The 20,822-nt window shown below is 36.3% G+C and carries 20 protein-coding genes and 2 pseudogenes; 2 read left to right on the top strand and 20 right to left on the bottom strand.

Annotated elements, in window-relative coordinates:
* Positions 1 to 46 precede the first annotated feature (46 nt).
* From LMOATCC19117_RS03955 to LMOATCC19117_RS03910, 10 genes and pseudogenes are all read right to left on the bottom strand, one after another.
* Entirely contained in the window at positions 47 to 1,444 is a 1,398-nt protein-coding gene (locus LMOATCC19117_RS03955) for an IS1182 family transposase (RefSeq protein ID WP_003735019.1), read from the bottom strand.
* 130 nt (positions 1,445 to 1,574) lie between these two features.
* Positions 1,575 to 2,186, bottom strand: coding sequence for a nuclear transport factor 2 family protein (locus LMOATCC19117_RS03950; protein ID WP_003724474.1), 612 nt, complete (start codon positions 2,184 to 2,186; stop codon positions 1,575 to 1,577).
* Between the two features lie 80 nt (positions 2,187 to 2,266).
* The gene (locus LMOATCC19117_RS03945; protein ID WP_003734914.1) at positions 2,267 to 2,947 is read right to left on the bottom strand and encodes a Crp/Fnr family transcriptional regulator; all 681 of its coding nucleotides are present in this window, start codon (positions 2,945 to 2,947) and stop codon (positions 2,267 to 2,269) included.
* Between the two features lie 125 nt (positions 2,948 to 3,072).
* Positions 3,073 to 3,909 carry an alpha/beta fold hydrolase gene (locus LMOATCC19117_RS03940; RefSeq protein ID WP_003724472.1) on the bottom strand — a complete coding sequence of 279 codons (837 nt, stop codon included), beginning with the start codon at positions 3,907 to 3,909 and terminating at the stop codon, positions 3,073 to 3,075.
* A 95-nt stretch (positions 3,910 to 4,004) separates the two neighbouring features.
* A pseudogene (locus LMOATCC19117_RS03935) lies at positions 4,005 to 4,205 on the bottom strand (hypothetical protein); the annotation flags it as partial.
* A gap of 142 nt (positions 4,206 to 4,347) precedes the next feature.
* Positions 4,348 to 4,851, bottom strand: a complete 504-nt coding sequence (locus LMOATCC19117_RS03930; RefSeq protein WP_003731229.1) for a hypothetical protein — start codon at positions 4,849 to 4,851, stop codon at positions 4,348 to 4,350.
* 28 nt (positions 4,852 to 4,879) lie between these two features.
* The gene (locus LMOATCC19117_RS03925) at positions 4,880 to 6,880 is read right to left on the bottom strand and encodes an ATP-binding cassette domain-containing protein (protein ID WP_003724470.1); all 2,001 of its coding nucleotides are present in this window, start codon (positions 6,878 to 6,880) and stop codon (positions 4,880 to 4,882) included.
* 14 nt (positions 6,881 to 6,894) lie between these two features.
* On the bottom strand, positions 6,895 to 7,599 hold the full coding sequence (locus LMOATCC19117_RS03920; RefSeq protein ID WP_003724469.1) for a hypothetical protein: 705 nt from the start codon (positions 7,597 to 7,599) through the stop codon (positions 6,895 to 6,897).
* The gene (locus LMOATCC19117_RS03915) at positions 7,596 to 8,285 is read right to left on the bottom strand and encodes an ABC transporter ATP-binding protein (RefSeq protein WP_003724468.1); all 690 of its coding nucleotides are present in this window, start codon (positions 8,283 to 8,285) and stop codon (positions 7,596 to 7,598) included. The genes LMOATCC19117_RS03920 and LMOATCC19117_RS03915 overlap by 4 nt, the downstream gene beginning before the upstream one ends.
* Positions 8,269 to 8,646: a GntR family transcriptional regulator gene (locus LMOATCC19117_RS03910; RefSeq protein ID WP_003724467.1), complete on the bottom strand. Its 378-nt coding sequence runs from the start codon at positions 8,644 to 8,646 to the stop codon at positions 8,269 to 8,271. The genes LMOATCC19117_RS03915 and LMOATCC19117_RS03910 overlap by 17 nt, the downstream gene beginning before the upstream one ends.
* A 262-nt stretch (positions 8,647 to 8,908) precedes the next feature.
* On the opposite strand from LMOATCC19117_RS03910, the gene LMOATCC19117_RS03905 reads away from it, so the two are divergent.
* Positions 8,909 to 9,568, top strand: coding sequence for a Crp/Fnr family transcriptional regulator (locus LMOATCC19117_RS03905; protein WP_003731226.1), 660 nt, complete (start codon positions 8,909 to 8,911; stop codon positions 9,566 to 9,568).
* A 13-nt stretch (positions 9,569 to 9,581) separates the two neighbouring features.
* Here the strand turns inward: LMOATCC19117_RS03905 and LMOATCC19117_RS14735 are convergent.
* The 8 genes and pseudogenes from LMOATCC19117_RS14735 to glmS form a co-directional block, all read right to left on the bottom strand.
* A pseudogene (locus LMOATCC19117_RS14735) lies at positions 9,582 to 9,899 on the bottom strand (family 1 glycosylhydrolase); the annotation flags it as partial.
* 55 nt (positions 9,900 to 9,954) lie between these two features.
* Positions 9,955 to 10,464 carry a helix-turn-helix domain-containing protein gene (locus LMOATCC19117_RS03900; RefSeq protein WP_003724465.1) on the bottom strand — a complete coding sequence of 170 codons (510 nt, stop codon included), beginning with the start codon at positions 10,462 to 10,464 and terminating at the stop codon, positions 9,955 to 9,957.
* A gap of 276 nt (positions 10,465 to 10,740) precedes the next feature.
* Complete coding sequence (locus tag LMOATCC19117_RS03895) at positions 10,741 to 12,645, bottom strand: MucBP domain-containing protein (RefSeq protein ID WP_003724464.1); 1,905 nt, start codon at positions 12,643 to 12,645, stop codon at positions 10,741 to 10,743.
* A gap of 693 nt (positions 12,646 to 13,338) precedes the next feature.
* Positions 13,339 to 13,743 (bottom strand): DUF4064 domain-containing protein, encoded by a 405-nt coding sequence (locus tag LMOATCC19117_RS03890; RefSeq protein ID WP_003721851.1) that lies wholly within the window; start codon positions 13,741 to 13,743, stop codon positions 13,339 to 13,341.
* Positions 13,744 to 13,887: 144 nt separating this feature from the next.
* Positions 13,888 to 14,226 (bottom strand): GIY-YIG nuclease family protein, encoded by a 339-nt coding sequence (locus LMOATCC19117_RS03885; RefSeq protein WP_003724462.1) that lies wholly within the window; start codon positions 14,224 to 14,226, stop codon positions 13,888 to 13,890.
* Between the two features lie 13 nt (positions 14,227 to 14,239).
* The gene (locus LMOATCC19117_RS03880) at positions 14,240 to 14,719 is read right to left on the bottom strand and encodes a DUF6530 family protein (RefSeq protein ID WP_003727187.1); all 480 of its coding nucleotides are present in this window, start codon (positions 14,717 to 14,719) and stop codon (positions 14,240 to 14,242) included.
* A gap of 82 nt (positions 14,720 to 14,801) precedes the next feature.
* Positions 14,802 to 15,542: an FAD synthetase family protein gene (locus LMOATCC19117_RS03875; protein WP_003734916.1), complete on the bottom strand. Its 741-nt coding sequence runs from the start codon at positions 15,540 to 15,542 to the stop codon at positions 14,802 to 14,804.
* 112 nt (positions 15,543 to 15,654) lie between these two features.
* On the bottom strand, positions 15,655 to 17,460 hold the full coding sequence (gene glmS / locus LMOATCC19117_RS03870) for a glutamine--fructose-6-phosphate transaminase (isomerizing) (RefSeq protein ID WP_003727189.1): 1,806 nt from the start codon (positions 17,458 to 17,460) through the stop codon (positions 15,655 to 15,657).
* Positions 17,461 to 17,907: 447 nt separating this feature from the next.
* On the opposite strand from glmS, the gene LMOATCC19117_RS03860 reads away from it, so the two are divergent.
* Complete coding sequence (locus tag LMOATCC19117_RS03860; RefSeq protein WP_003724458.1) at positions 17,908 to 18,120, top strand: LPXTG cell wall anchor domain-containing protein; 213 nt, start codon at positions 17,908 to 17,910, stop codon at positions 18,118 to 18,120.
* A gap of 42 nt (positions 18,121 to 18,162) precedes the next feature.
* Here the strand turns inward: LMOATCC19117_RS03860 and LMOATCC19117_RS03855 are convergent, their stop codons facing one another.
* Positions 18,163 to 18,891 carry a C39 family peptidase gene (locus LMOATCC19117_RS03855; protein ID WP_003731042.1) on the bottom strand — a complete coding sequence of 243 codons (729 nt, stop codon included), beginning with the start codon at positions 18,889 to 18,891 and terminating at the stop codon, positions 18,163 to 18,165.
* Positions 18,892 to 18,903: 12 nt separating this feature from the next.
* The gene (locus LMOATCC19117_RS03850; protein ID WP_003724456.1) at positions 18,904 to 20,709 is read right to left on the bottom strand and encodes a methyl-accepting chemotaxis protein; all 1,806 of its coding nucleotides are present in this window, start codon (positions 20,707 to 20,709) and stop codon (positions 18,904 to 18,906) included.
* Positions 20,710 to 20,822 lie beyond the last annotated feature (113 nt).

Below are 20,822 nucleotides of genomic sequence, written 5' to 3'. Positions count from 1 at the left end.
AACTAGCTATCCTTTCAGACTGTAGAAAAACGGTCCTTCTCAAGCTTTAATATTTGAGAAGGACCGTTTTTTTCTGTTTAAAGTCAAAAAAATAAAAAGGCACCGCCTTTTTCCATAGCCAATTAGCCATTTTTTTCAGGTTCATGGCTGCAAAAGTAAGCATCGCTTGGAGGGTTACTTTTGCAAGTCCGCGATAAGTAGTCCATCTCATACCATGCTTTTCTTTGGCATCCGCAAAACATCTTTCGATGGTTTCTTTCCTGCGTCTATACCATTTTTTATGCTGTTCTGTGTAGCGCAGTTCCTCCGAAACTTCTAAGTAAGGCTCCCAAAGATGTCGTAAAATCATTTTTTCTTTTTGTTTATTTTGCGTGCAATCCTTTAAGAGAGCGCAACTACTACAGTGAAGTGAATTAGATTTATAAAGACGATAACCATCTCTTGTAGTACGAACATAGGATAACAATGCCTCATTTGGACAAAGATAACTGTCTAAATAATGGTCATAGAGAAACGCTCGTTTCGAAAATAAGCCTTCTTTTCCTTTTGGTCGAGTATACGGAAGCACCGCTTCTATTCCTTGACTCCAAAGGTATTTAGCGATAATGGGTGTTTTATATCCAGCATCTGCAACGACCACCAAAGGGGTAGAAAGGGTGTTTTTTAATTTTTCAATAAGTGGAATCAATTGTTGGCTATCATGAATATTACCTGGAGTGACAATGGAACCTAGAATAAAACCATTGGTATCACAAGCCGTATGGAAAGAATAAGCAAATTGTTTTTCCCGTTCTCCTTTGACATAGTAGCCGCTTTCGGGATCCGTATCACTTATTTTGCTTTCTTTCTCCTCCTGACTTTCTTTCCTGGCGAATGGCTTTTTTCCTTCGGCAACTCGGCTGACATTAATTTCATCTTCTAGTACTTCTTGATAAACGCGTGTTTCTTTTCGAATCAATTTTTTATGAAATTTGTGTTTATTCGCATTGGCTTTCACATGGGTAGAGTCCACAAACGCAACGTCAGGGTCCACTAAACCAGCCTCCATGGCTTGTTTTAAAATGCGATAAAAAATGTGTTCGAACACCTCTGTTTCTGCAAAACGTCGCACGTAATTTTTACCAAAAGTAGAGAAGTGAGGGATTTTTTGATTGAAATCATATCCTAAAAACCAGCGGTAAGCCATGTTCGTTTCTACTTCTTTTATAGTTTGGCGCATGGAACGGATGCCAAAAAGATATTGGATGAGTACTAGCTTTATAAGAACTACCGGGTCTACACTAGGTCTTCCTGTATGAGAATAAGTATGTTCTACTAATGGGTAGATAAAATCAAAATTAATCACCTTATCTATTTTTCTTACTAAATGGTCCTCTGGGACCAAATCATCTAAAGAGATGGCTATTAATTGATTTCGCGCCTGTTGTTGATGTTTAGAAAGCATTTTAATCACCTCGTTGTTTTATGTAAGCCTTAACATTATTATAAAACAAAAAAGACTGTAGATAAAATGATTTCTCACTTTGTCTACAGTCTGAAAGGATAGCTAGTAAAAACTAGCTATCCTTTTTAAATTATTGGAGCAACCACTCATCAGCTTCTTTGAAAAATTGAGCCACTTGCTCCGGGCGATCAATGCCGGGAAGATTATTATCAATCTCATAACCGTTTAATGTTAATGAAAGTGCTAGGCAAGCATAGCTTTTTCTAAAATTAGCTAACAACTCAGCAGGAACATCTGCAAGTTTACTGGGAATGATTGGCATCAACGAGTCTTTCTCATAAACTCCTTCAAACGCATTAATATACCATCTGCCTTCGATTCGCTCAACTCGTGTGACTAATTTGGCGTCAGAATTGAGTTCCATTTCTACTCCATTAATGATGGTGCGTGTTTGGATAGTGGCTTGCATAATTGCCACAGCTCGATCGTTATTAATCCAAACTTGCGTATTATATATTTTATGTGGCGCAGGATTGGTCATTTTCTTTGATGCTTCAATAAAGCCATGGCCAGTCCCTTGAAACCATGAAATTTTTACGTTTGAATCTTTTGTAAAGCAAGTTTCCATTTCATCCCAAAGTGCATTGTCGCGACAAAATCGTTCAAATTGAACTAGCTCAAGGATGTCTGTCTTTGCTTGTATTTTTTCTGCGGTAAAAGGTTCGTTTCTAGTTAATAACATCTAATCTCCTCCGTATTCATTCTTTTAATACGAATAGCTTACCATTACCGCATACGAAAAGATGTAACGCTGGTTACTAGTTACTCAATAAAAGTATCAAATATAATCGCATCTAAAATAATAACGCTACTTCCTTCGATACGAATAATATTTTCTTTTTGCATTCTGCCAAGTTCTCTCGAAAGTGAAGGTCTTGTAATATCAAGATAGTCGGCAATTTCTTCTCTTGTTTCTGTTAATTCGATACTGCCATCATCGTCTTGGATGCCAAATAAATAATTGCTTATTTTTGCACGAACAGAGTCTTCTGAAACCATTCGTACCTTTTCACCTATATATTCAAATTTTCTAGTAACACTTTTTAATAAATTGACTAATAGTTGGTTTTGTAAAGCTAAATCTAAGGTTTGAAGAGTTTCTTGGTCGATGCTGCTAATTTCTAATACTGTTGTCGGTTCAAGCACGATTACATAGTCCCAAAATGGATTGCGATGCGAGAAATAATAAATCTCCCCAGCCAGTTCTCCAGGTTCTGTGACATTTTTACCTAGAATCCGCTTACCGCTACTTGTATTTTTAGCAATGGCCGCATTTCCTTTAACTAAAATATATACTTTCGTTACTTCGTCTGTATAAAATAAAATCTCATTATTTTTATAGTGCTTTTCTTTAACCGTAATTTTATTCATCAGTTCGTTTAATTGAGCTTCTGTTAATCCTTCGCATAATTGGCTATTTTGTAATTCAGTTCGAATGTTCATTTTGCTTCTCCTCTAAAATGAAAGTTACTTTTAACGATAAGCATAGACCACTTTCTTTTAAATAGCAATTACGACTGCATCAAAAAAATTCTGCTAAATTTAACCTTTAGCAGAATTTTTTATTTTTATCCCCAGATTGACAAAAGTACTTTAGCAAATCCGGCTGGTTTTTGAATATAACCTAAATGACCGCCTGGAATATCCACGATAGTTAATCCGAGCTGTTTGGCTATAAAGGCATTAACATCTTGTGGGAATGAGCCTTTTGAATCGGTACCATTAAGTAACGTAATCTGATGAACATATGGTTTGAAATCGTCTAAAGATATATTAGAGCTAGTATATTGGCGGATTTCATAAGTGAACCAGTATTTCATTTGTTGCGTGGTTGAATCTTTTGTCACTTCGTCTATTGTTACGGCTGGTTTCGACATGCTTTCTGCGTCAATGGGGGCAATATGAAGTGTTTCGCCAAAAAGTTGCATTGCTTCAGCCATATTTTTAGTTAGGGCAGTTTGTACAATCTTTTCATTCGCTTCTTGCCACATCTCCGAATCTGGTAAGAATGTATTGATTGGTGGCTCATGAAAGGCTATTTTTTTAACAACTTCTGGGTGATTTTTCAAGACATGCATAGCAACAATCGAACCAGAGCTTGACCCTAAAATATAAACAGGCTCGTCGCTTAACGCTTTTGCGAGTGCAGCAATATCAGCAGCATCTCTAGTCACTCGGTAATCATCATATGCATGACTAGCGCGCTCCGGTATAGCTGCTGTTAACTCACTGTCCCCATACCCACGACGATCTACCATTACAACAGAAAAAGATGTTTTCAATTGCTCTGCCAGTGGTAAAAAGATATCTCCAGTTCCATTTGCTCCCGGTATAAAAATAAGAATAGGACCTTGTCCGACTTTCTGATACGATAATTTTGCTCCTTCAATGTTTAAAACGCTCATTATGACCATCTCCTCTAATTTATCTAAAATCTAACTTTAGTATAGATAGCTTTTGTGATTTCGTCTGTAACCGTGGTTACGAAAGGAGAAAGCTATTATGGATTTATTTTCCAAAAAACACCCACCAAATGGTAGGTGCTCATAAGGAAATGTTCATATAGTTCGGTAGAGGCGCACATTGGCGCCGTATTACTATAAGTGACAATAATAAAAATGTATTGACTAACTAATTGTATGTTCTCAATAAACTCGCAAACCATACGAGATGCGGCAAAATTATAACAAGGAAAAATAATTCAAAAAATAAAAGCGCAATACGAGGAATTCTAATTCCATCATATTACGCTTTTTACATTATCTGTTTGTTAGCTGTCACTATCAATAAGTTCATATACTTTCTTATGAGCCACTACCTAAGGATGGGTGTTTCTGTTAGTCTTATTCCGCCACAATTGCTTTTGTCAAATCGTCCACGAAATCTTGTTTATTTTCTGCTTTCGATGCTTCGGAAATTGCATCAATATCTTTCGGTTTATCATCCCAGCGCCCAGAATCTGCTGTTACCGCAATATGGATACTTTTATCTTTATTATCATTCATAAAAGTGGTTACGTTTTCTGGAATATCATCGGACTGCACTGTGGTGAATAGAACAACTTTGTCATAATCATCTGCTTTTACTTTGTCTAGTTTTGTTGTATCGATAATCGAAACATGTACGTTTTTGCCTTCCATGTCTTTTTTCACTTGGTCCATTACACTGTCTTTGAATTTACTACCTTGAGTTGCCAGTAATACATGATCTCCTGTAGCTGATTTATTTATTTCGGCATTTTCAGTAACGTCCATTGATTTAATAAAACGGTAGGATAGCATCACTCCTGCAAATATGACTACTGCGATTCCTACGACGATTAAGCTGATTTTTAGTGGTTTTTTCATGTTAAATTCCTCTTTTCTGTTAGTTGGGTCATTCTGATCTTAAAGCTTCTGCTGCATCTAATTTTGCTGCTTTATTACTTGGATAAATCGAGAAAATAAAGCCAATAGTAATTGTTATTGCGAGTGTAACAAGGAAATTCCAGAACGAAATGTGAATCATATCTTCAAAGCCAATTTTCGTTTCTAAAATGGGACTGGCTATTTTTGCAATTGTCATGGCGACAAGACTTGATAGCACATTAGCTAAAATAATAATATAACTTGCTTCCATCATGAAAAGTCCGCGAATATGGCGTTTACGATAACCAATCGCTCGGAATACACCGATTTCTCTTGTTCGTTCCACCACACCGATATAAAGCACGATAGCAATCATCACGCCAGCAACTGCAAGCGAAAGACCTGCAATAAAGGCAATCAAGTACACAATAATATCGGTAAACTGGCTAAATGTATCTACGAAAGCATTCGCGTTAGTAATCGAATAATTCGCCCAGTCTTTGTCATCCTCATATTTCTCCACGATTTCTTCTGCTTCTGCTGTCGTTTTTGTGAATGCATCTACAGATAAAATCGGTTTTTCAATACCAGTTGTTTTAATAAAGTCGTTCATTGTTTTTGTGGAAACATCAAATCCTCTAGCAAAACCTTCCTTAGATGGGTTGGTAATACCGGATATAATTGTTTCTGTTTTAACCGTATTTTTTGTGTCACTGTTTCTTCCGGCATAAACTAAGGTTATTTTTTTACCAATGAGTTTATCACCATCACTTTTTGTTAATTCATCAGAATCCTTTTTTCCAAGAATAGCTCTTGCTACACTTGACGGGATGACTGCTCCGGTTTCATCACTTGTCACCATTTTCCCGCTTAGAAGATACTCATCTTTGACGGTTAAATCTTCATAGCGTGATGGCTTAAAGTTGGCTTCTTGCATTTCACCAGAAATACCTTTCAAGTATTCGCCATCGTATTCAAATTTAATGCCTTGGACAGTAGTGCGTTCATATATTTCTGTAATATTTTCATCTTCATACAGTTGCTTAATTTTCTTGATCTCACTACTCGTTAATGGAGTGGTAGGTTCAGGTGATTTCGAGCCACCATCTTCTTTATAATAAGTCGTAATCTGATTGGGTGAAAAAGTTGTCCCAAAAATCTTTGAAAGACTTTGATTTACTCCATTTCCAAGCCCAAATGCTAATAAAATAGCGATAATTCCAATCGAGGTGCCAAGTGCTACGAGCAAATTTCGGAATTTTCTATTGAAAAAACTTTTAAAAGAAATTTTTGCAGTAGCCCACCAGTTTAGTCTTAACTTTTTTTCGTTTTTGTGGGTAACTTTTTGGACAACTTCTTTTTTTCTTTCAAATGAAATTACTTCTCCATCTGCTAGGCGTAATACCGCATCAGTTTGGTCTGCAATGTTTAAATCATGGGTTACAACTATTACGGTTGTCCCTTTTGCGGCCAAATCCTTAAGCAGTTTAATAATTTCATCTGAAGTAACACTATCCAGTGCTCCAGTTGGTTCATCGGCTATAATCATATCTGGATTATTAGCGAGAGACCTTGCAATCGCTACCCTTTGCTTTTGTCCACCAGATAGTTGTGTTGGTTTTTTGCTAGCAAAGTCTTCTAGCCCCACTTGTTTCAGCAAATCAAGCGCTCTCGCATTTCGATCGCTTTCTGCTAATTCAGGATTCAAATATAATGGAACTTTTACATTTTCAATAACAGACATATGATTGACTAGATGAAAGCTTTGAAAAATAAAGCCGATATGATTAAAATGATAGGCATCTAAATCAATATCCTGTAAATCTTCTCCATTGTATAAAACTTTCCCTTCATAATCAGTGTCAAGTCCACTAATAATATTTAGCAACGTAGACTTCCCACTACCACTTTTTCCTATAATTGCTGCAAATTCTCCGTCTTGAATGGTCACATTAATATCTTTCAAAACTGGTGTTTCGTTTTTCTTTCCTAACTTATAAGATTTTTTAAGGTGTTTAATTTCTAACATTTACTCTCCTACTTTCAAATAGTATCCATTTTTTTAGATTTCATATAGATGTAACTGCCTGCAATAACTGAACATAAGCCTACATTCCAAACAATAGATAGAAGGGAAATATCAAAGTGTCCATTAGGTAAAATGGAAATGATTCCAGGGCCGTTATAAATATGCAAGTAGTATTCAGCTAGTAAATTGACAATTAGGATAGCAAAGAGAAGGAGAATAACTGCCGCTTTTTGAAGAGAACTCGCCTTCACGTGATCTTTTAACCACCCTACCGGAATAACAAAGTAACAAACAAACATAGCGATAAATAAAAACATCATCAACGTTCCAGAAACAAACGATAACGCATCGCCTGCTTCCATACGTCCTGTTTCAAAACCGTAATACCAAATAAAGGCACTTTGAAGTAAAATTACAGTAATTGCTGATAAATAAGCAGCAAATAGTTTTCCGAAAAATTTCTTTGTTTCTGAAAATCCAGAAAGAGAAGCAAGTGTTACATTTTCTTTCGATGTGTCGAGTTTCGTGATTTTCCAAGTAGTGATAAGCACTAGAATTAGGCTCATTACCGTCGTTCCTCGAATTGCTCTAAAAAGCAAATCCGTTCCCTCAAGCAGATTCATCGTGAACCCTAGAAAGTTCAGCCCCAAGATAATTGCAAGTCCAATCAAAAGAATAGGACTGATTTGTTTTAAATAAAAAGTAATCATTTTTGTCATTTGTTCATTTCCTCCTTATAGAAATCGATTAATGCGTTGCCTGTTTCCTCGCGATAAGTTTCTGTTTCAATAGTTTTTAACGTGTTATCTTTAATTAACCACAGTTTGCTATATAATTTTTCGGTTCCTTCTAAATGGTGGGAAGAAATAATCGTGATAGCATCTGGATTTGTTTCGCTAATAATAGCTTTCATTACTTCTGAACGAGCCATAATATCGATACTCGCAAAAGGTTCATCATAAAGATACAATTTGGCTTTTCTTGCTAACACACTACCAATTTTCACTTTCATTAACATACCTGTTGATAGTTCGCCAAGTTTTAGTCGTTTGTTAATTCGCCATCCAGCAAGTAATCGGTCCCACTTATCTAACTCCATATTTTCAAAAAGCAAACCATGTTGTTTCATATAATCTTCTATAGTAGTACTTTTTTTAGCGTAAAGTTCATTATTTAAATAAGCGATTTGCTGGCGGATATCATTAGTAGTAAATACTTCATTGTCTAATTCCAATGTGCCACTATCCGGTTTCTTCAAGCTTGCTAACATATCTAGCAAGGTCGTTTTCCCGCTACCATTTTCACCAGTGAGCACGATCATGTCGCCTGGTTTTGCTTCGAAGTCTACATTTTGTAAGACTAATTTATTTGGATAGGATTTAGCGATATTATTTCCCACTAACATTTACTTCTACCTCCTCTACTTTTTTCACCCAAGCGATAATTTTTTCTTTATTAATTCCTAATTTACTCATTTCACTAATAAAATTTTCGGTAAGTTGTTTTGCGATGTCATTTTCCAATTGCTCAATTCTCCTCTTATCTTCTGTCAAATATTTACCAGTACCTCGAACGGTGTAAATAATTTCCGTTTCTTCCAGTTCTGCATAAGCTCGCTGGATGGTTGTCGGATTTACTTCTAACTTTGTTGCTAACTCTCTTACAGATAGTAGCTTGTCACCAGCATTGTAAATTCCTGTAACAATTTCTGTATGAATATAATGAACGATTTGTTTATAAATGGGTTTACTATCATCAAACTTCATAATTTCCTCCTTTCGCCTGTCTGTCCGTATCACCGTACCACCTGGGTCACACTGGCTATGAATGTACTATATCAAAGGAAAATCGCTTCATTTATACATTACATATATCTAAAATGCGTTTTTTATTGCTTAAAAAATTTTTTTAATTAAAAATGTATACAATAAGCCAATCTAGATAACGTCACAAACTGTTCATAATATTTTTTTTAAAGAAATAGCGTATAATAAAGTGGTAATTATTCAAATATAAGGGGGCACTATAATGCCAGAGAAATTTGATACCGTACTTGGATATTTAAAAGAATTTCCAGACTACTATAAATATGTAACGAAGAAAACCTATACCGTAAATGAAAAAATAATTTTTGAAGATGAAAAAGCGAAAAGTATCTTTTTTATCGTGGAAGGTTATGCTGCAGTTGAATTAGAGGATAATTTAAGAAAAACGAACTACATTTCCATCTTTGTTCTTCCATATAATGTTTTAGGAATTGATGCATTTTCCTCTTATCCGAAAAAAAAGCATAGTATTACGGTCATGAGTGAACATTTGATGCTCTATAAAATAGATGCTGACTTTTTACTCAACATATTATCGATTAAACCTGATGTAAATGATTTTCTCTTAACAAGTATTGCTGACGTTTTTGCTCGTCACTATGCGCTTCTTGGTATGATTGCAAAAACGCCGAAAGAACGGATTTACATGGCTTTAGAAAATCTTGCGGTAGAGATGGGCACTGAAGATGAAGAAAGAAATGAAATTGTATTACCAAACTTTATCAATCAGTCAGTTCTTGCAAGATATTGCCGCACAACGCAGCCAAACATATCCAATTTACTAACCGAACTTGTAGAAGAAGAATTTTTGGTCAACAAAAAAAGCCCTTACCGGATTGATAAGGACTCTTTGGATATATGAGATTGATATTAATTTAATAACTTAAATCATTTCCATTAGTTTCAATTACTTTTTTATACCAATAGAAACTTTTCTTCTTCAAACGTTTATAGCTATTATCTTTATCAACATCAACAAAGCCATATCTTTTCTCGAAACCTTCACGTGTTGAATAAAGAGCTATTATTCACTAAATTAGATAAACGTTTATGTCACAACCTTCTTCAATGGCTTCTTGCATACGCGCAATATGTGAGGCCAAATAATCAATTCGGTACGTAGAATCAATTGTCTAGCCCCGTTCGGTTGTTTGACAATATGGGTTTGGTGCTTTGATTCCGTTCCTTTTTACAAACAGTAATTTTGAAGTCTGACTCATCCCTAAAAGCATCCAAGATAGTACGCTTTTATACGTTCTTCCGCGTTAAAAAAATCCCAACGACTCCTCCTATAAGGATAATCGGTGCTAATCTGACAAACAACCATTCAAATGTATGAAAAGCTACTCCGATAACGCTAGTTTCAGGGTCACTATAATCCCAACCTAAGTAAGGACTATTTAGTATTATAAAGACCGAAGAAATTATTGCTATAACGGCACACAACGAGACAAATAGCCAATAAAGCATTTTTCGTCTGGCGGTCTTTCTTTGTGCAAGCTGTAAGTTTATAATCTCCAGTTTTTCGGAGATCGCTTTTACGTCATCAACCTTTGAAACCATAACAGTTTCTCCAAGCAAAGTGCTTACTGGTGTTTCAAGCACTTCCGATATGGAGATTAACATATCAGAATCAGGAACTGACAATCCTTGCTCCCATTTAGAGATTGTTTGTCGCACCACATTCAGTTTGATGGCAATTTCTTCTTGCGAAAGTCCTTTTGATTTCCTGATTGCTTTAATATTTTCGTTTAACATTAGAGATACCCACCTTTCTTCCAGTTGTTATCACTATTGTATGAGAACTCGTCCATTGCTACAAGCAACGCATATTAACATTCAAACTTTATAGCCACGATATGCAGTTTTGTATTTACTATCACATCCATAGTACCTTTCAATCATAAAAATATTATTTTGCTTTCTTTAATTCAGAATAGGACGTAAAGTTATTTTTTGCTGGTATACCGTTTTTAGTTGGTATCTCTTTAGCACATTACCCTTTTAAAATAGGCAGCCTAGTTCTAATATATTTCAGCTATGCTTTTGCTTTTTACGCCAGAAGAATAAACTAAATGCGACACATACTGCTATTAAACCAAATACACTATACAGCACACTATCCCAAAGATTATCCCCTGTAGTTGGTAGTTTTATTTTTCCTGCTACTGTAGGTTGTGTCTTTGTTACCTTTAAATTTCCAGGTTTTGCAACGTGAGTCTGATCTACGCTAGGTGTATTTGGAATGTTTGGTTGGTCTGGATTAATTGGTTGAACAGGTGTTACTGGTGGTGCTGGAATAACTTTAGCTTTTACAGTTACATTAATAGTCACAGCTTCCCCGGAAAAACTATAAGTAACCGGATAAACACCTGCTTTTGTCGTGTCTACTTTCCCTTCTACTTTTACATCATCAAAGGAAACTGCAGCTCCAACAGAATTTACTGCGCTATCAAAATTATCCTCTGCGCTCCATGTATCTCCTACGTAAATCGTGGAATCATGCGCTTTAATTTTTGCAGGTACTGCATTATACACGTAGGTGACTGTTTGTGGATTTGTTTCAAAAACGCCGCTTGCATTGACTGGTAGCTTACTATTATCTAATGTAAATCCAGTAATTTCTTTCGCTTTTGCGTGATAAGAATCATCTAGTTTTCCGGTCAAAGTGTCAGAAGTAGTGATTTCGTTGCCGTTTTCATCTACGTATTTTACTGTGACAGGTGCGCCTTCCATTTTTTTATAGACATACGTGACAGATAGTGGCGCGTAGTCAAAAGTGCCCATCCCATTGGTTGGTAATTTGGAAGTATCTAATTCGTACCCATCAATTACTAATTCGTAGTCAGGCGTTGTTACATCATAATCATCACCTACAAATCCACTAACTATCTGTGGATCATGAATCGTTTTTCCATCTTCATCTACATAGTTAACTGTCAAATCACCAGCCACCGTACTTGCCATGCTGATACCAAAAGTTACTTGGTTTTGTGGGTTGTTCGGCGCATTATCAAGTACAACTCGAATATTATGATAGCCTGAGCTGAAACTTTTCAAAGAAATACTAATGTCAGAATTTAACTCACCTTCGTAAAGTATTTTACCAGAAGACTCATCTGTAATTGTTACCTCATGACCTTCAAAAAGTTCCCTATCTAACATAAACTCCGCATGCAAATCAATAAAAGTAGAACTGCCAGAAAGAAAAGGAGTAAGCAATGTATCATTCGTTACGTTGCTAAAATAAGTGGTTGTTGCCGTCAAATGCCCACTATATTGAGGTGTAGTCGCTGGATAAATAAAAGTTGAGTAGGAGTAAATACTTGGTTCCGGCTCTCTACTATTAATGGTCACTTGGTTACCTGATACATTTACTTCATTTGTTCCTGTTCGATTTTCGTATAAGCTCAAAGGAATTTGGCCAACCAGTTCGTTGTTCTGTAACGCAATTGACGAAATCTTTCCAAGTCCATCAGGAATTTTTCCAGTGAATTGATTGTAGTCTAATCGAAGTTCTGATAAATTCGTTAATTCCCCTAATTCAGCAGGAATCTCTCCTGATAGCTTATTAGAATATAAAAGCAATTTTTCAAGAGATACTAAATTTTTAATCTCCGGTGGTACTTCACCAGTAAGCGATTTATTACTCAATGAAATGATCTTAATTTTAGCCAAATCGTCAAATGTTAAATCCACACCGACCTTTTTAGGCGCTAATTGTCTGTTTACTTCATTAATCAACCACGTCTGCCCTCCTAAATCTTCCGAAGTAACAATATCGGTTGCATTATTTTTCAAATTAACTTGTTGGTTTGTATCCATTGTTGATTTCAATTTTGTTGTTTCGATTTTGGATGCCAACCCAGAAAGTGGGTTAACCCACACAAAATTTAATGACAAAACAACAGCGGATAGGCATAGAAACGCTTTTTTCATTCGTGTATAACCTCCAGTAATATTTATTACTCCTAAAATTATACGCTAAACAGCCACTCAAAAACGCCTTCCTAAGTAGCAAAATTTCCTATTTATGAACATTTCTTGAACGTTTTATATCACAAAAACAGTATTTCATTCCATTTTCAAGTAATTATTTTTGACACATTTTCACGAATAAAAACGAAAATAATTTACTATAAAAAATCTAATTAGCAAAGTTTCAAAAACACGAAAGTAATTGATATTACTTATTTTCAATTAAAATACAACTCAAAAAAAAAGCGTTTCAAAAGATAATTCCAACATTTTCAAAACATCCCAAATCATCGAAATCCACTTGAATTCAACCTCGTTTTTGGATAAAGTTACACTTTTATCCATTTTTACAATTTTGTCAAAAAAACGTCACAATTTAACAGCTGGACACAGCTAACGAAGTCTAATTTTAGCACTCTGATAATGTGAAATCATATTATTATTGACTGATGAATATTGAAAATAGTAGAAATAGTACTTTTCACATCTGCTCTATTTGTTTGAAGAAATAGAGTTATATAATAACCACAAAAAAACCGACAAAATAAATTGTCAGTTTTACTTTAAAATAAATTTATTATCTTTTGAGAACTATTTAAATCAAAAAAACTGCAACAGAATGATTCCTCATCCTATTACAGTCTAGCATTAAGATTAGCTAAATGTGTCAGTTGGTACTTTTCTCGCTAGGCACATAATACCTGCAATAACAGCAAGTACACCTGGAACGATCCATAGTAATCCTACTAAGAAGAAACCTACAACACCAGCTACTAGCGTCAAGATACCGAATACTTTAGCATTGCGTTTAATTAATACAGCAAAAACAATCAAAGCAATACCAAGCACTAAAGCAATTATAGAGAAAATTACTGTTAAACCACCTGCAGCAGCAAGTGCTTCAGAGTCAGCAGCAGTCATCGCAGTTGCGTTAGATAATTCTTCACTGCCAGAAAGAGCAGCAAGTAAACCTCCGCCCGCGATTCCAGTAATACCAGCAATAATACCTGTAATTCCTGCAATTAATGTTAGAACAAATTCTGATTTTCTTGGATTCATTATGATATAAACCTCCCTTTTAAAATAGTCATTTATTAGTATAACATTAATTTTGCTAGAAAATGTAGACATTTCGTGTATTTTATTGCAATTATCTTTTTATTGTACAATTTTAATAAAAAAAGACCTTTCAAGTGAAAGGTCTCAGATATCTTCACGTTCTAGCCATAAACTAAGGAGTACATCATTTTCTTCTTTAATATCTTCTTTTGTCATTTCGGGCTTAATATCTACTTTTTCAAGAATTTCAAATTGAATGGTGTCAATACCATATTCCTTTGCTTCTTTTGCCATTTCTGGTGGTAGCATATTTCCCGCTCCAATTTTCACTCCGAAAGCAAGTTTATTGGCGATTCCTTTTAAATCCATTGTGTTATCAATTAAGGATTTACCACTTTTTGTACTGATAAAACGGTAAACCCCGGCATCGGGAGATTTTTCTTTATATGCACGAATTAGTTCTTTACGATTGTCTTTATTCAATTATTTCACGTCCTTAATAACCTGCTTCTTGTAATAGTTTGCTTAATGTTTTGAGGCGTTCGCTGAGGAGTTCATCATCATTTTTTAAAACTTGTTCGAACAATTGCATGTCCTCATCGATATATTCGTTATCTTCACAAACAGCAATAGTCAGCGCATCTCCTTGCAAGCCGATGCGATCAAGCGTAGGATTTTCTTTGTCATAAAAATGAGGTAAGCGGTAAGCATCTTTGAAATGGACTTTGGTTCTAGCAATTAAAATGGCCAAATCAAGCACACGGTGTAGCGGAAGTTCTTCGGATTGGCGTGACCATTTATCACCAGTATGACGCCATACTTTGGCTGAAATATCTACTTTACCCCGATCATTCCACTGTGCAAGTCCGAGCGAAAGTCCTTTCGCATCAGAATGGTAAGCGTTCTTGCCATCTACTTCTTCATAATTTTCAACAACGATTACTGGTTTATGTTTTAAGGTAGTTGGAATCTTCATAAGATTTCTCCTTTTAATTTTTAGTAATTTACTAAATTAGTATATTACTAATTTTATAAAATGTAAAGAAAAACTTTCCTAATTACTCGGAAAGTTCGTTTTTCATATGTAATTGTTGAAGTCCATCTGACAATCCGACTTCGATGGTACGATTGTTCGTTACATTCACTATTCCTGAGTCTGTTTGATACGTACCTGTTGCCGGGAGAACGTAATCATCTAAGCCAGTCATCTCACCATTTTCTACAATTCCAGTAATATACCACGGATGGCCTAAGAGCTCTTCCGCTTCTTGAAAATGACCGCGCCGAATAAACGCTCGAATGTTGGTGGAACTTATTTTGGTTTGATTTGTTTCAATAACCGGGACAGATGTGACACCAATATCATAGGGCTTGCATAGGTCCCGGAGTAAATCTACGTCAGAATCGCGCCCTTTCCCAAAATTAAATTCAGAACCAACGACGATATGCGATAAATTCAAATTGGTTAAATGGTCTCTGACAAACTCTTCTGGTGTCGTTTCCGCATACCGAGGTGTGAATGCTGTTTCGATTAAATGATCGACACCGTAATGCGCGAGCCAACGTTCTTTTTCCATTCTTGGTGTGAGCATTTCGCGGTATATTTCGATTTGTTTTAAAGCCCAAAGCGGATGTGGACTGAAACTAATAGCGGTTAATATTTCATTTTCTTTTTTTATGGATAAGGCTGTATTTAAAATGGTCTGATGGCCGATATGTACCCCGTCGAATTTGCCGATTGTTAAAACTGCGGGGCGGCTATCTTTATTTGGTTCGAGTGTTACGTTTGATACTTCCATTGGCTGATTTCCCCCATTCCTCTCTAAGTTTATAGTATAACAAGGGCGTCGTGCAAATTTATTGATTACATAAAAAAAGACCTTTTCTAATTTCGAAAAGGTCTTGAATACTTTATTCTACTGTGACACTTTTTGCTAAGTTTCTTGGTTTATCGACATCACAGTCACGGTGAAGTGCTGCGTAATAAGCTAATAATTGACACGGGATCACGCTCGCTAGTGGTGTTAATAATGGATGCACTTGCGGAATAACAAAGCGGTCACCTGGTTGCGCAACGTTTTCCATTGCAAATACACAAGTTTTTGCTCCACGCGCTAAGACTTCATTTACATTTCCGCGAATATTCCAGTTGATAGATTCTTGCGTGATAAGCGCTAAAACTGGTGTGCCGTCTTCAATAAGCGCAATAGTACCATGTTTTAATTCCCCACTTGCAAAACCTTCTGCTTGAATATATGAAATTTCTTTTAGTTTAAGTGCTGCTTCCATCGCTACGAAATAATCGATGTTTCTACCTAAGAAGAAGGCGTTACGAGAAGTCGCTAAGTATTCGCCCGCAATATGTTCGATAACTTCTTTACTAGAAACCATTGCTTCCATTGCAGTTGCAACGATACCTAATTCAGCAGCTAAATTAATGCTAAGCGCTTCAGCATCACCAATTTCGCGACCAAGTGAAACTGCAAGTACTGCTAAAACCGAAATCTGTGCGGTATATGCTTTTGTTGATGCAACCGCAATTTCAGGTCCAGCATAGAGATACATCGAATGATCCGCTTCACGGTCAAGCGTAGAGCCTGGTACGTTCGTTAATGTCAGCGTCCGGTAACCAAGTTCTTTCACTTTTACAAGGCATTGGCGGCTATCAGCTGTTTCCCCACTTTGGGTAATGAAAATGAATAACGGCTTTTTAGACATTAGCGGTAAATTATAACCAAATTCACTAGAAACATGTACTTCTACAGGAATTTTCGCCATTTTTTCGATTAAATTTTTTCCGACTAAACCAGCATGATAGCTCGTACCACAAGCGACAATATGAATACGGTCAGAAGATAAAATTTCATCAAGGATTGTTTGATCGACATTGATTTCCCCAGCTTCGTTTTGGTAAGCTTGGATGATTTTACGTGTTACTGCTGGTTGTTCGTCGATTTCTTTTAACATATAGTGCGGGTATGTGCCTTTTTCGATGTCAGATGCATCTAATTCAGCAGTGTAGCTCGCGCGGCTAATTTCTTCCCCTTCTAATGTTTCTAATGTAAAACCGTCTTTTGTAACGATAACGATTTCTTTATCCATAATTTCCACGAATTCATCTGTTTCTTTAAGAACAGCCATTGCATCACTTGCAATAACGTTGAAGTTTTCGCCTTTTCCGATTAGTAATGGGCTTTTGTTTTTTGCTGCGTATAGTGTTTCTGTATCGGTTTGGTCAATTAAGCAGATCGCGTAAGAACCATGAAGTAACGATAACGCTTTTTTGAATGCTTCTTTAGTCGAAAGTTCTGCTGCAAAGAGTTCAATAAGCTGAACGATTACTTCTGTATCCGTATCACTAACAAATGAATGATTTTTTAAGTATTCTTCTTTTAAAAGGGTATAGTTTTCGATTACGCCGTTATGAACCATTGTAAAACGACCAGATTTGCTTTGGTGCGGGTGGGCGTTTTCGTGATTTGGTTTACCGTGCGTTGCCCAGCGTGTATGTCCGATTCCTGTTGTACCGAATGCATCACTTGGTACAAGGCTCGCAAGGTCTGCAATCCGTCCTTTTTCTTTAACTACTGTTACTAGGTCTTTGTTTTGCAAAGCGATTCCCGCAGAGTCATAGCCGCGGTATTCTAATTTTTCAAGTCCTTCTAATAAAATGCCTTTTGCATTATTTGTTCCAATATATCCAACGATTCCACACATAGTAAAACTCCTCCAATAATTAACTTGAGGGCAGACTTATCCAATTTCAAGCCCTCTACATTTTTTGGTTTCCTTGGAGGGTAAAAAACATGTTTCATTACTACTCTGTCCACTTGGTCACCCAAGTGATTTGTAAGTAAGACTTAACGACTGCATGCACAGCCGGGAGACTCCCGCCGAAACTTCGATTAATCTCCTCCTCGTCAACTGACTGTTTACTTTTCAGGGATTTCACCTTCAAGTATTTTCGTCCCAATCAGTTCTGGCGCTTCTATTTAATTGTACAATCCTCCTTCACTACTTTTCAAGGAAACAAATTCATTTTACAATAATATGTATACTAGGTCAAGCATTATATATAGCCGTTTGTTTAAAATTGGTCTATACATTGACAAAAAATAACAAATGACTAATAATATAGTTATGATACAAAAAGGAGCGAGCTGAATGGTTTTTGCAAAAAAATTAGTTGCTAGTATTGCTGTTTTCATTTCACTTGGATTCATTTATTTCCGAGAAAGTACAGCTGTCGCATTTGAAAGTACAAATACTGCTTCCTTTCTTCCTTCTACCGGAGATGCGTTTTCGGTTTGGCCGATTGTTATTGGAGTGGTGCTTGTCGCGCTTGCTGTCGTCCTATTTATTAAGAAGAAAATATAAAAAATCGTTTGAGAGCATGAGATATGCTTTCAAACGATTTTTTTATGGGTGACTTAGGTAAATGGCTTGCTTGCCCATAGCAGACCAGCCTTCTTCAAGTACACTTCTTTTTACGGCACGGTTTTTATGTCCATATGGATCATTAATATAAAAATTGTTTTTATCGAACCCAGTAATTACCACACTGTGCATCGAATACGTGATTTTCTTTTTACCTTCTTTTGTTTGGACGGTTTGCCAGTTTTTGGGTGCATGGTAGTCGGTGGTAGTGATAATCCATACTGGTGCGCCTGTGCTGAGTACAGTAATGATGTCTTGAATGCTATTCCCGCTAATATCGTGGACGTGTGCTTCATTAACGTATTTAGCAGCCAGATTAGCTATGGGAGCATGATTCACGCCTAGACCAGGGCTATCGCCGCTAATGCTCCCAACAAATGCTTTATCCGGATTACCGTGTAAACCATTTTGTTCGATTGGTGTTGTTGGGAGATTATTCGCTAACTCATTTTTCGTTACACGCTTTCCATTGAATTGTAAGAGCATTGCTAAACTCGTTACTTCGCAGCCATTAAAAAGCGTAGGAGCATCCATTTGATTCACTAGTGGCACATCTAATCTTACATTAAAAGGTTCGTTGTCTAATTTATAAACGACTTTGGCGCTTTCGAGTTTGACGGTTGGTGAATAAAAGGTATATTTCGTATTTAGAAGGGTCAAACTAAATATACACGCTGTAATGACAAGCAGTGATTTTATCCAAATTCGCATTATACATGCTTCCTAGACATTTTCTGCTAGGACTGGCTCTCCTGGATCTTTTGTTTCTGATTCTGGCTCTTCTGTTACTTCGACCGCTTCTTCGCTCACTTCGGTATTGAAGTTGGCGATATACCCTTCTAATGAACCGGAAATTTTTTGCATTTCTTCGGAGATAACAACTAGCTCGTCCACTTTCATTTTGTTTACTTCTGCGAATTCAAGTGCAGCAGTGGATTTTTCACCGATTTGATTGGAAATTTCTGTTACGTCGCTAATTGACGTGTTGACTTCTTCAATTCCCGCAGCCATTTCTTCGGTTTCTTGAGATACATTTTGCATTTGAGCGGAAATATCATTGACACGATTGAGTAAGTCTGTGAAAGTTGCTTCCGTTTCAGAAATGATTTTTTGGCCAGCTTCTGATTCGGAAAGACCTGTGTTCATTACTTCGATAGTAGTTTTTGATTCTGTTTGAATTTTTTTCAGAACAGTATTAATGTCAACAACAGCAAGTCGTGATTGTTCAGCTAGTTTGCGGACTTCTTCGGCTACGACTGCAAATCCACGGCCATGTTCACCAGCACGAGCAGATTCGATTGCCGCATTTAGGGCAAGCAAGTTGGTTTGGTCAGCGATATTTGTAACGGTATCCAGCGCTTTTTCCACTTCACCAACGCGGTTAACTAATTGAGAAACAACGTCTGTACTTGAACGCATAACGCCACTGATACGGTCCATTTGGGACACGAGATTATTGATAACGGCAATGCCATCGTTCGTTTTTTCTGCGGAATCTTTTGTTAGGTCAGATACTTTAAGCGCGTATTCAGCCACATTTTGAACGCCGCCAGTCATTTGATCCATTGCATCCGTGCTTTCTTTCATGCTGCCGATTTGTGTTTGGATTTGCTCACCCATCATTTTCATTTCGATGTCCATTTCTGTCGTCATTGCAGAAATAATTTCCGAACTAATAATAACGTTATCACTGGAAGATTTAACGTCTGTAGAAGCTTTTTTAACGTCTTCAATCATTAATCTTAGGTTTTCGCTCATTTCATTCAAGTCGTTTGTAATATCACCAAGCTCGTCTCTACCGTTATAAGTGCTGCGGTACGACAAATCTCCACTAGCTACTTTATGTACAGCTGTTTGCAAGTGACGGATTCCTTTTAGAATCACTCTTGTAATATAAGCATTAAAAATGAATAGAGAAATTAGCACGGCAATAATAACTGCTGTGAAAATGATACTGATTTTTACACCAAAGTCAGAAATTGCTTGAGAAGAATTTTCGACTTCTTTGTAGTTCATTTCATTTAAAACGTTTAATTGTTTAGTTGCATCGTCAAATTTTGTTTTGACGTTTTGGTAGTATCTGTTTTGCGCTCCAAGTAGTTCTGCGTCGTCTAGTGCGCTTGATGTGTCACTGATTACTGACGATGCGGATGATTTCATGTCCGCTAGTTTTTCTTCAAAGTACGCTAATTGTTTTTTATCTTCTGCTGTTAAATTGGCTTTTTTGAAATTATGAATTGCTTGGTCATTTTCGGCATAAAGATCATCAATATCTTTTATAAGAGCTGATTTTCCGTTAATAGTGTCGAACATGGTCAGGATGTCGATATTGATTTGTGCCATGTTTGTTTGGATTTTTGCGATTTCTTTCATCGGTGCGACATTATTATCAACCATATTATCTGAAAGTGTTGCTACATGACGAAAGCCAAGAAAGCTAGTCGCGCCAAGTCCGATTAACATGATGGTCGTTATAACAATATTGATGCTTAATTTTGTTTTCAATTTACGATTTTTAATTAAATTCACCCATTCCACACTCCTATTCTCTAATTCTAATTTATTATCTCATATTTTTTAAAAAAACTCCATATTTTATTGTAAAATAATTAGTTTTAATAAAAAAACGTTATAATAATTAG

It is taken from the genome of Listeria monocytogenes ATCC 19117 (assembly GCF_000307025.1).
GTDB lineage: Bacteria > Bacillota > Bacilli > Lactobacillales > Listeriaceae > Listeria > Listeria monocytogenes_B.
This window is presented reverse-complemented; position numbering and strand designations above follow the sequence as displayed.